Source organism: Bacteroidota bacterium, assembly GCA_026391695.1.
In the GTDB taxonomy this organism is placed as follows: Bacteria; Bacteroidota; Bacteroidia; order Bacteroidales; family JAGONC01; genus JAPLDP01.
In genome coordinates, this window is sequence record JAPLDP010000028.1 from 38,117 (window position 1) to 53,043 (window position 14,927).

Annotated in this window: 12 protein-coding genes; 10 read left to right on the plus strand and 2 right to left on the minus strand. The window is 40.6% G+C overall.

Translation table 11 applies throughout. From position 1 onward, the window contains the following. Positions 1-10 precede the first annotated feature (10 nt). Positions 11-1,894 carry a T9SS type A sorting domain-containing protein gene (locus NT175_02800; GenBank protein ID MCX6233639.1) on the plus strand — a complete coding sequence of 628 codons (1,884 nt, stop codon included), beginning with the start codon at positions 11-13 and terminating at the stop codon, positions 1,892-1,894. Positions 1,895-1,922: 28 nt separating this feature from the next. Next, the gene (locus tag NT175_02805; protein MCX6233640.1) at positions 1,923-2,972 is read left to right on the plus strand and encodes an HAD family hydrolase; all 1,050 of its coding nucleotides are present in this window, start codon (positions 1,923-1,925) and stop codon (positions 2,970-2,972) included. A gap of 3 nt (positions 2,973-2,975) precedes the next feature. Here NT175_02805 and NT175_02810 read toward each other — a convergent pair whose 3' ends face one another. Next, the gene (locus NT175_02810) at positions 2,976-3,629 is read right to left on the minus strand and encodes an ABC transporter ATP-binding protein (GenBank protein MCX6233641.1); all 654 of its coding nucleotides are present in this window, start codon (positions 3,627-3,629) and stop codon (positions 2,976-2,978) included. Between the two features lie 108 nt (positions 3,630-3,737). On the opposite strand from NT175_02810, the gene sucC reads away from it, so the two are divergent. After that, entirely contained in the window at positions 3,738-4,931 is a 1,194-nt protein-coding gene (gene sucC / locus NT175_02815; GenBank protein MCX6233642.1) for an ADP-forming succinate--CoA ligase subunit beta, read from the plus strand. 59 nt (positions 4,932-4,990) lie between these two features. On the opposite strand, the gene NT175_02820 is transcribed toward sucC, so the two are convergent. After that, on the minus strand, positions 4,991-6,862 hold the full coding sequence (locus tag NT175_02820; protein MCX6233643.1) for a nucleoside-diphosphate sugar epimerase/dehydratase: 1,872 nt from the start codon (positions 6,860-6,862) through the stop codon (positions 4,991-4,993). Between the two features lie 62 nt (positions 6,863-6,924). Here NT175_02820 and NT175_02825 point away from each other — a divergent pair, with 62 nt between their 5' ends. The 7 genes from NT175_02825 to NT175_02855 all read left to right on the plus strand — a co-directional run bounded on the left by NT175_02825 (position 6,925) and on the right by NT175_02855 (position 14,914). Then, positions 6,925-7,092: a hypothetical protein gene (locus NT175_02825; GenBank protein ID MCX6233644.1), complete on the plus strand. Its 168-nt coding sequence runs from the start codon at positions 6,925-6,927 to the stop codon at positions 7,090-7,092. 217 nt (positions 7,093-7,309) lie between these two features. Further along, positions 7,310-8,422 carry a glycine cleavage system aminomethyltransferase GcvT gene (gcvT, locus tag NT175_02830; GenBank protein MCX6233645.1) on the plus strand — a complete coding sequence of 371 codons (1,113 nt, stop codon included), beginning with the start codon at positions 7,310-7,312 and terminating at the stop codon, positions 8,420-8,422. Positions 8,423-8,795: 373 nt separating this feature from the next. After that, positions 8,796-10,106 (plus strand): hypothetical protein, encoded by a 1,311-nt coding sequence (locus NT175_02835; GenBank protein MCX6233646.1) that lies wholly within the window; start codon positions 8,796-8,798, stop codon positions 10,104-10,106. 337 nt (positions 10,107-10,443) lie between these two features. Then, entirely contained in the window at positions 10,444-10,938 is a 495-nt protein-coding gene (locus NT175_02840; GenBank protein MCX6233647.1) for a transposase, read from the plus strand. Positions 10,939-11,902: 964 nt separating this feature from the next. Next, the gene (locus NT175_02845) at positions 11,903-13,027 is read left to right on the plus strand and encodes an ATP-binding protein (protein ID MCX6233648.1); all 1,125 of its coding nucleotides are present in this window, start codon (positions 11,903-11,905) and stop codon (positions 13,025-13,027) included. Next, a complete protein-coding gene (locus tag NT175_02850; protein MCX6233649.1) occupies positions 13,024-14,388 on the plus strand; it encodes a sigma-54 dependent transcriptional regulator in 1,365 nt (454 codons plus the stop codon). Before NT175_02845 ends, NT175_02850 begins: the two co-directional genes overlap by 4 nt. Before the next feature lie 241 nt (positions 14,389-14,629). Then, complete coding sequence (locus NT175_02855; protein ID MCX6233650.1) at positions 14,630-14,914, plus strand: hypothetical protein; 285 nt, start codon at positions 14,630-14,632, stop codon at positions 14,912-14,914. Positions 14,915-14,927 lie beyond the last annotated feature (13 nt).

Here is a 14,927-nt window from a genome sequence, read left to right on the forward strand (position 1 = left end):
TCAAGTTAAAATGAAACATTATTTTCTTTGCTGCATTATTTTAAGTCTTGTTTATTGTAATAATCTTTTTGCAGGAACCCGGTATTACCGCCTTTCGTATCGCGACGATCCGGCTACCACCATAGTCATTGGCTGGTGTGATAGCGCAATATCCACAAATACTCAGGTTTATTATGGTACTATCGATTTCGGTACCAATTACTTAAGCTACCCGCTATCTCATGGAATTGACCGGACAGTACTCAATTACTATGGTTTGAACCATCAGTTTGCAAGGCTTACGCAGCTTACTCCAAATACTGTTTATTACTTTGTTGTTCGCGACGACCAGGGAATAAGTGCCCGCATGTGCTTTAAAACATTGCCCGACAATGCCAATTCTCCGGTTACCTTTATTTCCGGTGGCGACAGTAGAACGGCAATGGCTGGCGAACCTGATTCACTATTATGCAGGCCCTGGCGACAAGATGCAAACAGATTGATTTCAAAAATAAGCCCTGACTTTGTTGCTTTTAGTGGTGATTATGTTCTCCTTGGAGCCATTATACCCGATTGGGACGACTGGTTTGACGACTGGCAGCTTACTATAACACCCGAGGGACGGCTTTTTGCGCTTGTACCCACATTAGGAAATCATGAAGCTCCCGATGATTTATATAACATGTTTGATATTCCCAATGCCAATTCATATTATTCTCTGAGCATTGCCGGTAAATTACTCAGAATATATACGCTAAATACCGATCTTGGATTCAACAGCACCAATTATACATCTTCTTGCGACAGCACCCAGCGAAGCTGGCTCGAGAACGATTTGCAATTACACACGGGTAATATTAACGAACCCTACTGGAAATTTGCCCAATACCACTATCCTTTTGCTCCTCACGGATGCTTTCCGGTTGATACCACAATGATAAACTGTTGGGCATCACTTTTCCAGACCTATAAGGTAAAATTGGTTGCCGAAGCGCACGCCCACGTTATTAAAGTGACGTGGCCTATTCTGACATCATCTGGTACTGCAAGTGATAATGGTTTTATCCGGAACGACAGTTGCGGGATTGTTTATATTGGAGATGGTAGCTGGGGCGCACCACAATGTCCTTTATTTACACATTATTCACCCGATGCTGCTTTTAAATGGACGCGCAACCAGGAAAAAATGCCCGGGTTTCAGTTGGTGTGCGTTTCTAAAGAAAAAATTGAAATACGGGTCATTAAACTCGAAAATGTCATTAATGTAGGTCAGGTTGGAATCAATGACCCTCCCTGCTCACTACCCGCAAATATTGTTTTATGGAACCCCAGTAATGGCAGTGTGGTCACAATAAATAATCCCAACCCTTTGTCTGATAATGCTGATCTTATAAATCTTAATACTTCCGGGGGTATTTTAAATCCGGTATTTTCTTCTACGCAATACAATTATACCGTTTTATTAGCAGATACTACTGTTATTCCTCCTACGATCAGCGTTACCTTATCTGATCCGAATGCCACGGTTCAGGTTACCCAGGCATCCAACCTTTCAGGATCGGTTGCCGAACGCACTGCTACAGCTGTTGTTGTAGCTGAAGATGATATTACATCAAATACATACAGCGTTATTTTTTCTAAAAACCAATCCGGGTTACCTGAAATATCAGCCGGTAAAGCTGCTGTAATTTATCCAAACCCTGCAAACAAAGTGGTTCATATAGATTTTTTTGACAAAAATAATACAGCAAAAGTGGAAGTTTACAATGCTTACGGCAGTAATATTAAATCACTATCGGTAAATACCGGTAATACCTTTAATATGGACATTTCTTCATTCAATACGGGCATTTATTACGTTTATATTACAATGAATAAATTCAGGGAATGCTATAAAATTTCGGTAGTAAAGTAAACATTTGTAATTTTTTAATAATAATATGATGAATATAAAAATCAGAACCTGGATTTACCCATTAATATTAATGGGATTTGTATTAATTATTAACACCAGTTGCAAGAACAATGATAGCAGTAAAAAGAAAGTCGGCTATCCAGTAGCCTTTGTCGCCGATCCCTTGCCATCCTGGAATAATACCGAACATAAGAAAGCCATTGTCACCTTCGTCGAACAAGTGACCAGGGAAGGTTCACCGAACTTTGTGCCGCCTGCCGAGCGTATTGCCACCTTTGATAATGATGGCACACTGTGGTCTGAGCAGCCGATATATTTCCAGTATACTTTCACGTTCGACCGGATCAAAGCGCTTGCGCCGCAGCACCCCGAATGGAAGAATAAACAGCCATTCAAAGCTGTGCTGGAGGACGACCTTATGACAGTTTTCGCTGGCGGAGGAAATGCTTTGAACGAGATCATCATGGCTTCGAACGCCAACTATACCACGGAGGAATTCGCACAAATCGTCAGCGAATGGTTGGTTACAGCGAAACATCCGAAGACCGGCCGGCTTTACACGGAAATGATCTTTCAGCCTATGCTCGAACTGCTCGCTTACCTGCGTGCCAATGGTTTCAAGACATACATCGTGTCAGGCGGCGGTGTTGAATTTATGCGCCCCTGGACGGAAAGGGTCTATGGTATACCCCCCGAACAGGTCATTGGCACCAGCTTCAGGATCAAGTTTGAGTTGCGCAACGGCAATCCCGTGCTAATACAATTGCCTGAGTTCAGCTTCATAGATGACAATGAGGGCAAACCTGTCGGCATCAACCAGTATATCGGCCGCCGTCCTATAGCTGCTTTTGGTAACTCCGACGGCGACCTGCAAATGTTCCAGTGGACGACCGCCGGCAGTGGCGCGAGTTTTGCGCTTATAATCCACCATACCGATTCAGTGCGCGAGTGGGCATACGATCGTACGTCCTCTTACGGTCGGCTTGACAAGGCACTCGACGAGGCACATGCAAAAGGTTGGACAGTTGTAGACATGAAGAACGACTGGAAGATCATCTACCCATTCGGGATGAAGTAATTACTATTGGATAATCACTCCATCCTTTATCAGCAGCTTCCTGTCGGCCATGCCGGCAAATTCGGCATTGTGGGTGACGATAATAAATGTCTGGTTAAACCTGTCTCGAAGCGTGAAAAAGAGTTTATGTAATTCCCTGGCATTCTCCGAGTCAAGATTGCCGGAGGGCTCATCGGCAAGTATGACCGACGGATCATTGATCAAAGCCCTGGCAACAGCAACACGCTGCTGCTCGCCACCGGAGAGCTCCGACGGCTTATGATCCAGCCTGGCGCCCAGATCCAGAAATCCGAGTATCTCTCTGGCCTTTTCTTCCGCTACCCTCCGCGGGACATTCGCGATAAACGCCGGTATACAGGTGTTTTCGAGTGCTGTGAACTCAGGAAGGAGATGATGGAACTGGAATATAAAGCCTATATGCTTATTTCTGAAAACGGCTATCTCTTTTTCTGAAAATTTGCCCACATCCATGCGGTCGATCTCAACGCTGCCCATGTCGGGCTTATCCAGTGTGCCGATAATTTGAAGCAGCGTGGTTTTCCCGGCACCCGATGCCCCGACAATAGAAACGATTTCGCCTTTGGTGATGGCGAGATTTATACCTTTCAGCACCTTCAGGTTGCCAAAGGATTTATGGATGTTGCTTGCCGTTATCATAGATCAAATATCTGGAATCAAAGATATCAATGAATTTTTAATAATTTAAATGAATTTCGTTGAATTTCTCTTACTTTTGACCACATAAAGATCAATTATCACTGAAGAATGAATTTACACGAATATCAGGCAAAATCGATTTTAAAAAAATACGGCGTTAACGTCCCCGAAGGCATGGTGGCTTATTCTCCCGACCAGGCCGTTGATGCCGCATGGATCATCAGGGAAAAGACCGGCTCCGACAAATGGGCTATCAAAGCTCAGATACATGCCGGCGGCAGGGGTAAAGGCGGCGGCATCCGCATTGCCGGCTCCTTTGATGAAGTAAAAGAACATGCACGGCATCTTATAGGCATGATGCTGGTCACACCTCAAACAAGTCCACAGGGTAAAAAAGTCAGTAAAGTGCTCGTCGAACAGAATATCTATTACCCTGGCATATCGGCGATTGAGGAGTTTTATATGAGCATACTTCTCAACAGGATAACCGGAAAATTCATGATACTTTACTCACCGCGTGGTGGTATGGACATCGAGCAGGTGGCAGCCGAAACGCCTGATCAGATCTTCAAGGAAGAGATCGAGCCCGGTATTGGTGTCAGCGGCTTTCAGTGCAGGAAAATCGCATTTAACCTTGGATTGAAAGGCAAGGCACTCAAGGAGATGATGAACTTCGTGCCATCCCTGTACAAGGCTTTTATCGACTCTGACGCCACTCTCTTTGAGATTAATCCTGTTTTCAAGACTTCCGATGATCATATCTTTGCTGCCGACGCTAAAGTTGTCGTGGATGATAATGCCCTGTACCGTCATCCCGACATACTTCAGATGCGCGACCTGGATGAAGAAGATCCCATCGAAGTGGAAGCCAGCAAATTTGACCTTAACTATATCAAGCTCAACGGAAATATCGGGTGCATGGTAAATGGTGCAGGCCTGGCCATGGCGACAATGGATATCATCAAATTATCGGGTGGCGAGCCGGCTAACTTCCTCGATGTCGGCGGCTCCGCCAGCGCTAAAAGGGTTGAAGAAGGTTTCCGCATCATCCTTTCCGATCCCAACGTGGAAGGCATCCTGCTCAATATCTTCGGCGGTATAGTACGCTGCGATATTGTAGCACAAGGTGTTGTTGATGCTTACCGGAATATCGGCGAAATCAAAGTGCCTGTCATCGTCCGCCTGCAGGGTACTAATGCTGAAGAAGGAAAACGCATCATTGATGAATCCGGATTAAAAGTCTATTCAGCTATCCGGCTCCAGGATGCCGCCGAACTGGTGACACATGTCTTGAATAAATAAATCAAACGACTACTTTTGAAATAATTCCAGGGAATTCTTCATGTTGTATTTTTCATACTTCATTCTTCATCTAGCCTCTCATATACCGAATTCACGCTTTTATACTCTGGCAGTATCTCTTTCATTTCCCTGACGATGGCATCATTATCTTGCGTATCCAGCAGAGCAATTAGATGATCGATTTTTCCGACAGTAATATCCGGTTCGTAGGGTCTTTCTCTTGCTATCATTATTTGCGGGTGATGCGTGGGTAAAATGTTTTCCTTGTCACTGAGCAGCTCTTCAAAAAGCTTTTCACCCGGTCTAAGACGTGAGTAAACGATCTGAATATCCTTTCCCAATGTAAGCCCCGATAGCTTGATCATTTTCATGGCCAGATCTACGATTTTGACCGATTTACCCATGTCAAACACATAAATCTCACCACCTGAGCCCATAGTGCCGGCTTCAAGAACAAGCTGGCAGGCTTCGGGTATGGTCATGAAAAAACGCGAGATATCAGGGTGAGTGATAGTTATTGGGCCACCTTTCTCTATTTGCCTGCGGAAAAGAGGTATCACAGACCCATTCGATCCCAGCACATTACCAAAGCGCGTGGTGATGAACTTTGTCGAATTCCTCTGATTCAGTGCCTGTGCATAAATCTCGGAAAGGCGTTTTGAAGCACCCATGACACTGGAAGGATTGACGGCTTTATCGGTAGATATCATGATAAATTTCTTTACACCATACTTTACCGCTAGGTCAGCCACTATCCTGGTGCCGGTAACATTTGTCCGCAATGCCTCTATGGGATTATTCTCCATCATGGGCACATGCTTATATGCAGCCGCATGATAGATGATATCAGGCTTGGTGCTCCGGATGATAGCTTCCATGCGCATTTCATTGCATATATCGGCAATAATGACCTCAAAGCTTGTAATATGGGAGGCTTCTGTACATTCCAGCTCCAACTCGTAAAGGGCTGTTTCAGCCTGGTCAATCAGGATCAGTTTCAGTGGCATGTAACCGGCCAGTTGACGCACCAGCTCACTCCCGATAGAACCCGCAGCTCCTGTGATGAGAATGGTTTTCCCTGCTATTTCCTTGCTGAGCTTCCTCTCGTCAAGTTTTATCACATCCCGCTCCAGCAGATCTTCGATGTTAATCCCCTTTATCTGGTTAAAACTCAGCTCTCCATTGATCCACTTGACCACCGGGGGGACATTAAATAACCTTAAGTCAAAGGGCAGGCACATCTCGATGATCTCCTTTTTACGCTGGGGACTGAGCTTCTGAACTGCAAGAATGACCTGGGTCACGGCATGGGCTTTTATAAGATCGGCTAATTTATCAGTACCATAAATGGTGACACCCTCCAGCTTGGCACCATGTTTTTTGATGTCGTCATCAATAAATGCAATCACCTTGTGTTTCGAACCTGCATCCCTGTCCAGCGCTCTTTTTGTGATGACACCTGACTCGCCGGCACCGAAAATGATCACATTCGATTTCTCTTTCGAGGGATTAATTAGCTCAAGATAGGCCATCTTTACCAGCATCCTGAAGGTCGTCATGGCAAAAATGGAAACAAAAAACTCAATGATAATGATGGAGAAAGGAATGAGATATTTATGCGTGATGAAAAAATATGTTACGATGTTGGTCAGCCCAAAGAAGATGCTGCAAAGCAGGTTAACCATCACAATCCTTATTGCATCTTCAGTGCTGGTATACCTGATGATGCCTGCATAAGTTCGGGCAATGATAAAACTCAAACTTTTTACGATAAAAAAATAGGCGAGCACATAAGGCAGCGTGATTCTGTCAGAATATGGTATGTCAAAGTTGAACCGCAGCAGGTAGGCAAGTATGACGGCTGAGAGAACGATAAAAATATCGATCAGGAAAATGGCCCATCTGGGTATGTTGGTAGTTGGAAGGAACATCGCTCCGGGAGTTTGATCAGAACAAAAGTAGTATTAATCCTTTATACTGTGTTGAGATTTTTATGGTTGCAAGTTTCAAGTTTCAGGTTGCAGGTTACAGGTTGCAGGTTGCAGGTTGCAGGTTACAGGTTACAGGTTACAGGTTGCAGGTTGCAGGTTACAAGTTTCAGGTTGCGAGTTACAGGTCGGGCGACCCGGCTGTCTCAAAAGTGTTAAAATTGACATTTTAACTCTGTGTTACTTTGTGTCTTCTTTGTGAATCTTTGTGTTACAATTAATTCCGACTTCATCGGGATTTCGCTCGCCTTCGCCTCGCTCAACCTGCAACATGCAACTTGTAACCTGCAACTTACTGGCTCTTCCCGAAAAAATCCCGCATTTGTGATTAAATTAACAATAATTTATAAATTTGTCGGCTAGAAACACACAAAAACAATCCTTATCATCATGAAATACACTGCCTTTACAAAATTCCACGAAGAGCTTGGCGGACGGATGGTTGAGTTCGCTGGATATTACATGCCGGTTCAATTCGAAGGTGTCAATGCCGAACACGAAACAGTCCGGAAAAGCCTTGGTGTTTTCGATGTTTCCCACATGGGAGAGGTGTGGATTAAAGGACCTAAAGCTCTTGACTTTATTCAGCATATAACCGCCAATGATGCTGCCAGACTTTATGACGGGAAAGTCCAGTATTCCTGTTTCCCCAATGGTAAGGGCGGCATCGTCGATGACCTTCTTGTTTACCGCATCAACAGCGAAACATATCTTCTGGTCATTAATGCCGCCAATATCGATAAGGATTGGAGCTGGATTGTCAGGCAGGGTGAACGCTTTGGCCTTAAACCCGCCAGGGAGCTTGTCAATGCTTCCGACGACACAGCCCAGCTCGCCGTTCAGGGCCCTCTGGCGTTGAAAGCTATGCAGAAGCTGACACGGGAATCCGTGACCGACATGGAATATTATACATTTAAAATTATCGAATTTGCTGGAGTAAAGAATGTCCTGTTTTCAATCACAGGATACACAGGTTCAGGTGGTTGTGAGATATATATGAAAAATTCCGATGGCCCGAAAATATGGAAAGCGGTGTTTGAAGCCGGCAAGGAATTCGGGATAAAACCTATCGGGCTTGGCGCACGCGACACCCTGCGCCTCGAGATGGGCTTCTGCCTCTACGGCAACGACATCAATGATACCACATCACCTTTGGAAGCCGGGCTCGGATGGATCACGAAATTTACCGGCACAAAGGATTTTATCGATAAAGCCTACCTTCTCAAACAGAAAAGTGAAGGCCTGACACGCAGGCTGATGGGCTTTGAGATGGTCGACAAAGGCATTCCGCGGCAGCATTATGAAATCACCAACAGGGAAGGGGAGAAGATAGGGGAGGTGACATCCGGTACCATGGCACCATCGCTGAAGATCCCTGTTGGCATGGGCTATGTTAAAGCCGGCTATTGGGCGCTGGACACCGAAATATACATTAACATCCGTGGCAAAGCCCTGAAGGCGAAGGTTGTGAAGATACCATTCTATAAAACAAATATTCCCTAATTGGGTTCCGGAGTTTGCGCCTTTCTCTTCCCTGTTTCTATTCCTCTTAAGAGTGAGTCATTTTGACGTGCTGAACAAACGTATGCGTTCGGTGAATTATCCCTTTTGTTAAAAAATAAGCCTGACGATGATGCTATTATATCTAAAAATGATATATCTTTACGTGGCTTGAATGATATTTAATTCTGAAAATCACCTGGGCATTTAAAACCATTTTAATGATCATTAACTCAATAAAACAACAATCTCTATAACACGCTACTCAGTCTCTCCTGTCCACATCCCTAATAGTTTGAAAACAGGACTTTATGAGTAGGTGCTACAAGACAATTGTAGGCAAGGCTAAACACACACTAATGACTGTAAACATTTTATGAAAGAAAAAAGTAAAAACTCTGAATTTGTAGAAGTGTTAAAAGATTTCATTTATGAAATTGATTCTCTTAATGACACTTTACCAATGGTAATAGCTATGATTACCGTTAAAAATGAGCAAATTGAAAAAGATTTCCACAATTTTATTGAAAAAAAAAGGATAAAAAAGGAAACAGGTACAATACAAGATTCAACCCAAAAATCTGATGAAGAGGAAGACATAATTTCACTTACCCTTCGAGATAATATAATCTTTGAGGAACTTGAAAAAAATTTAGTTGTTTCAAGATTAGCTTATAAGGTAATTCCTAGAAGCCTCTTCGTTTGTTTGATAAGTCAATTTGATGCTTCTTTTAATAAACTAATTAAAAAAATATTTGAATTATATCCTGAAAAACTTAGTTCATCTGAAAAAGCTTTAACATATTCTCAAATAATTGATTTTAAAACACTTGATCAAGTAAAAGAATATGTTGTAGAGAAAGAAATAGAATCGGTCCTACGGGAGAATCATTCATATCATTTCGAATGGCTTGAAAAAAAGCTTGGAATGCCCTTAAGGAAAGATCTTACAGTTTGGCCATCATTTATAGAATTAACAGAACGGAGGAATTTATTTGTCCACAATGATGGTTTGGTTTCAAATCAATACATTACAACATGTCGAAAGCATAGTATTAAACTTGACAAAAATATAAAAGTTGGTCAAACTCTACCTCTATCGCCGGATTACTTTCAAAGTGCATATGAATGTCTCTATGAATTAGCAGTCAAATTAACCCATGTTATTTGGAGGAAACTACTCCCCGATGAACTTGAAAATGCAGATGAAGCATTAAATGATATCTGTTATGATCTTATCCAAGAAGAAAACTATAAGCTTGCTGATATTTTACTTTTTTTTGCTACAGATATCCTTCAAAAACATTACAATGAACAAACTTTAAATGTATTTATCATTAATAAAGCACTGTCAAAATACCTTGCAAATAATAAAAAGGAATCAACTGAAATTCTCGATAAAAAAGATTGGAGTGCAAGCAACAACACATTTAAATTAGCCGTGAATGTATTAAAAGAGGATTACAATCAAGCATTTGAATTAATGGAATTAATTGGGGATTCTGATATACCAAGACATGCTTATCAAATATGGCCTTTATTTAAAAAAATTCGAGAGAAACCTGATTTTGCTAAAATGTACAAAAAGATTTTTAAAGAAAACTACAAAATTATAGAACGACCCTCACGATTGACAATAGAACTAATAGAAAAGAAAAAAAATAAAAGCCTAGCCAACAATAAATAAAGCTTCGTGTGGCGTCAGCCCAATCCCGACATAAGTCGGGACAGGCTATGAAGCCGCGTCAGACTGTCTAAAACCCTCTGCTTTTCAACATCAATTTTGTTTATAATTTATTACGTTTTTTCCCTGTATTTACTGGCGTTTCAACTATTTTTCATGTATGGATTATCCCGATTCGGAAGATTCTCATCGGGATGACTGAATGTAAACCGGTTTTGCTTCTCTACGTTCGCTCAACAGGCAACATTCAGTACACATACAAAGAAAACCCCGCTCACAGATTGTTCTCATCGAATCTTCCCTGGAAGAGAAAATAGAACTGGATAACCCGGTAAGGATTATCGATGCATTTGCCGACAGCTGTAAACTTGAAGAGTTTGGCTTTACCCATGCAAAGCATGCCCCGGAAGGAAGGCCACCCTATTATCCCGGTGACCTTCTGAAACTCTATATTTACGGATATCTGAACAGAATCCGCTCTTCAAGATTGCTGGAGAAAGAATGCAAACGCAACCTGGAACTCATGTGGCTTCTCAAGGAACTTACTCCTGATCACAACACCATCGCTAATTTCAGAAGAGACAACCCCAAAGCCATCAAATTGGTTTTTCGTAAGATGGTCACCCTGTGCAAACGCCTTGACCTGAGAAGACTTATGTCCATCCTTGGCTTGAATGGCCTGAAACAGGCTGTTCAAAGCATTTTATCGTTATTAGTTAAGCGTATTCCTGCCATAAAACTTTTTAAAAACCCAATAAGATACGTTGTGAGCTACTTTTCCCCAAAAACTACGTCATATCATTTTTCTCTGAATATTTGTACCTTTATTCCTTAATCTCAAAACGATGGGGAAGTTATTAGACGGACTGACGTTAAGCGCCTTTGGATAATAAAATGATAATACGTCTAAACAGATAAATCACACGCAGGCGGCCACTGGTCATAGCCGGAGCCGTTGGCATTTAAAGCAAAACCTATGATAACCTAAATCAGTAAATCATTAAAACCACTTTGGAAATATTTTCACCAATTTAATTGAATATCGTAACAATAAAAAAAGAAAAAAATGAAAAAAGAATTTCAATGAAGTGCTCCTTCAGGTGCTGTTTACGGCCTGGGGCTTATCGGCGCAGCTATTTATTTCATTTCACACGCTACAGGCTTCTGGATTGGCGTGCTTGGCTTTTTGAAAGCAATTGTTTGGCCGGTTTTTTTAATATATGAGGCGTTTAAGCATTTTGGCATGTGATGAAAAACAGACCCTTCCTGAAAAGTTTCGGGATAACGGTTGATAGTCCTAAACTGGTTCTGTTCAGAATATGTCATGGCCAGGTGCATTTTTGGACAATGGAAAATAATTTAAAGCCCAAAGAGTATATTAAATTCTGATTTGGATATATATTCTTACCACTACAATTGAATATCGTAGCAATAGAAAAGAAAAAAATTTTTCAAGGAAATGCATCTTCAGGTGCTGTTTACGACTTGGGATTAATTCGTTAGACTCACATTTCAAAAACAAAGTGCATTGAAATTTGTAAGTCGAACAACTTAGTGAAGTTATCTCATGAGGCCAAAAGGCCTAATAATCCCGACAAAGCCTGAGGATATATACCCCGCTGCTCTGCTGCGGAATTTGGGTCCAGGGCTTGCCTTGGGATTCAAAACATTTGGCACATTTGCCTTTACAACCAAACGCATAAACCTAGACCAAAGGCAAAGGAAAAGCGCCGAATTTTTCAAGCGCTGAAAAAGTTCGTATTAAAAAAACTAATTTTGTATAGAATAAATGGTTATTAATGAAACCTGAAAATAGTTTGCATTCAACCGAAACTGCTTTGCGTGAGCGAGTCAAAGAACTTGTCTGCCTTTATGGTATTTCTGAATTAGCACATCAGGACAATTTATCCCTGAATGAACTTTTAGAAAATATTTTAAAATTAATTCCACCTGCTTGGCAATATCCTGAATACACAGTTGCAAGAATAATTTTAGACAATAATCATTTTAACTCTGCTGAATTTCAGGATTTACCTTACAGGCAAGCAGAAAAAATAATCATCAACGAACAGCCTAGAGGAATTGTAGAAGTTTTTTATATTAAAGTAATGCCTGATGCGGACGAAGGGCCATTCCTTAAAGAGGAAAGAAAACTGATTCAAGCAATTGCCCGGAAACTTACTTTAATAATTGAACGCAAAGAAGCAGCAGAAAAAATGAAATTGCTGCAAGAGCAAATCCGGCACGCTGACCGGCTTGCAACCATCGGTGAACTTACAGCAGGTATCGCACATGAAATAAATGAACCGCTTGGAAATATTCTTGGTTTTGCCCAATTAGCGAATAAAAATCATAATCTGCCGCAGCAGGTAAAACAGGATTTGGAAAAAATTATAAAAGCATCACTAAATGCCAGGGAGATAATAAAAAAATTAATGTACTTCTCTCATCAGATGCCACAGCTTTTTGAAAAGGTGAATTTAAATCAGATCATCAAAGAAGCAATGTATTTTCTTGAATCGCGATGCTCAAAAGAAAATATAAACGTTTCATATTTTCTTGCAGAACAACTCCCCTTCATTATTGCCGATGCCATTCAGTTAAATCAGATCATTGTCAACCTCGTAGTTAATGCTATTCAGGCGATGCCCAAAGGCGGCAAATTAACTCTTTCAACTTCTAGTGATTCCGAATTTGTTATATTAAGGGTTGAAGATACGGGAGTGGGAATTTCAGAGGATATTAAACAGCACATTTTCCAACCTTTTTTTACCACTAAAAAAATTGATAAAGGAACAGGATTGGGGCTTTCCGTTGTACATGGAATAGTTACCGCCCATCAAGGCGAGATTAAAGTCGAGAGTGAAAATGGGAAAGGAACAAAATTTGAAATTAAATTTCCGGTCACGAACTCTCAAAAATGAAAAAACAGAACAATAAAAAATCCGAAAAAATTCTGGTGGTTGATGATTCCCCTGAAACATTGGAATTAATTAAAAGAAATTTAGATAGCCATGGATATTTTGTTTTTACTTCATCCAATGTTTCGGATGCTATCAGTTTTTTAAATGCAACCCCTGTTGACCTTGTTGTGACTGACTTGCGGATGCCTCAGGCAAACGGCATGCAACTTGTCAAACATGTCCGCGAAAATTATAAAAACACCGAAGTTCTCGTAATAACAGGTTATCCATCTGTTGAAAGTGCGGTAGAATCCATCAAATTGGGTGCTGAAGAGTATTTAATAAAACCATTTACAGATGAAGAGCTATTTAGTGCCATGCAGAAAGCCTTTAACAAACTCTATGCAGCAAAAACAACACAAAAACAAACATTATTTCAGGCTAATATTTACGGTATTATTGGAGAATCAAAAGCAATATGCACAGTTTTTAACGCTATAGAAAAAATCGCTTCTACTAATGTAACTGCCCTGATTACAGGAGAGAGCGGAACAGGTAAAGAATTAGTTGCACGCGCCATTCATTACAGAGGTAATCAGGCAGCAGCCCCTTTTGTTGCCGTTAATTGTGCCGCTATACCCAACGAATTATTGGAGAGTGAATTATTCGGATATATTAAAGGTGCATTTACCGGGGCAAACGAAACAAGAGCCGGCTTTTTTCAAACAGCCAATGGAGGAACAATTTTTCTGGACGAGATTAGCAATACCAGTTTGTCAATGCAGGCAAAACTCCTCCGTGTATTACAAGAGAAAGAATTTTATATGGTAGGCGATACAAAACCCATCAAGGTTAATGTCAGAATTATTGCTGCCACCAATGTTGACTTACTTAATTTTGTGAAAAAAGGAAATTTCAGAGAAGATTTATTTTATCGTCTCAATGTCGTAAATATTCAGATACCACCGTTACGGGAAAGAGAAAATGATGTATTCCTGTTAATCAATTTTTTTGCAAACAAATATGCCAAAGAAATTGGTAAAAAAACAATCCCTTCATTTACTGATAGAGCATTGGAAGCACTTAAAAATTATTACTGGCCCGGTAATGTAAGAGAATTACAGAATTTCATGTATCATCTTATCATTATGACTGATGGCAATAATATTGATATTACCGACTTGCCTCCAGCGATGCGTTTCTTTATTCAGAATACTCCAACTTTTAATAAAACCCTCAAAGAAATGGAAAAGGAATATATTCTTAATGTTTTGACTTCAGTGAAAAACAACAAGACCGAAGCATCAAAAATTTTAGGAATAGACCGCAAAACATTACGCGAAAAAATAAAAGATCTTCCTTTTTCAGCATCTATTGAATAGGGAATTTTTCCCCGGCCGGTTCAAAACTCCTCAATTATTTTTTCTATTTTATTTTTGAAAAAAAGGGTTCCAACCTTTTATATCATTTTTATTCAAAAGGCAATTCATTGATTATCTTTTGGTTTATCCTATTATACTTTCATTTGCTTTAATCATATTGGGGTGAAATATTTTTATTGGCACCAATGTTGAAAAGGGTGGACGGATAATTTTCATTTAAAATGATAAACTCTATAAAAAAATGACAAATATTACAGCAGCAAACGAAAATATCGGCTTGTGCTCAACCTGTAACTATAATGATAATTGTTCTACACGGAAATCATTCAAAGGGGAAATATTACACTGCGAGGAATTTGACGATTATATACCTCAGCAAATTCTTACGGAAGAAAAAGCAAACGAAGAAAAATCACCTGTTCAATACGCACCGCTAAATGGATTGTGTCTGAATTGCGATTTAGTCAGTACCTGCACATTGCCAAAACATGAAAGTGGAGTATGGTTTTGCAATGAATATAAATAATAACAATAATTAA

Bases quoted from the DNA above. Each gene is read 5' to 3' on its own strand.
- NT175_02800 (MCX6233639.1), top strand. From the start codon at position 11: ATGAAACATTATTTTCTTTGCTGCATTATTTTAAGTCTTGTTTATTGT.
- NT175_02805 (MCX6233640.1), top strand. From the start codon at position 1,923: ATGAATATAAAAATCAGAACCTGGATTTACCCATTAATATTAATGGGA.
- NT175_02810 (MCX6233641.1), bottom strand. From the start codon at position 3,629: ATGATAACGGCAAGCAACATCCATAAATCCTTTGGCAACCTGAAGGTG.
- sucC (MCX6233642.1), top strand. From the start codon at position 3,738: ATGAATTTACACGAATATCAGGCAAAATCGATTTTAAAAAAATACGGC.
- NT175_02820 (MCX6233643.1), bottom strand. From the start codon at position 6,862: ATGTTCCTTCCAACTACCAACATACCCAGATGGGCCATTTTCCTGATC.
- NT175_02825 (MCX6233644.1), top strand. From the start codon at position 6,925: ATGGTTGCAAGTTTCAAGTTTCAGGTTGCAGGTTACAGGTTGCAGGTT.
- gcvT (MCX6233645.1), top strand. From the start codon at position 7,310: ATGAAATACACTGCCTTTACAAAATTCCACGAAGAGCTTGGCGGACGG.
- NT175_02835 (MCX6233646.1), top strand. From the start codon at position 8,796: ATGAAAGAAAAAAGTAAAAACTCTGAATTTGTAGAAGTGTTAAAAGAT.
- NT175_02845 (MCX6233648.1), top strand. From the start codon at position 11,903: ATGAAACCTGAAAATAGTTTGCATTCAACCGAAACTGCTTTGCGTGAG.
- NT175_02850 (MCX6233649.1), top strand. From the start codon at position 13,024: ATGAAAAAACAGAACAATAAAAAATCCGAAAAAATTCTGGTGGTTGAT.
- NT175_02855 (MCX6233650.1), top strand. From the start codon at position 14,630: ATGACAAATATTACAGCAGCAAACGAAAATATCGGCTTGTGCTCAACC.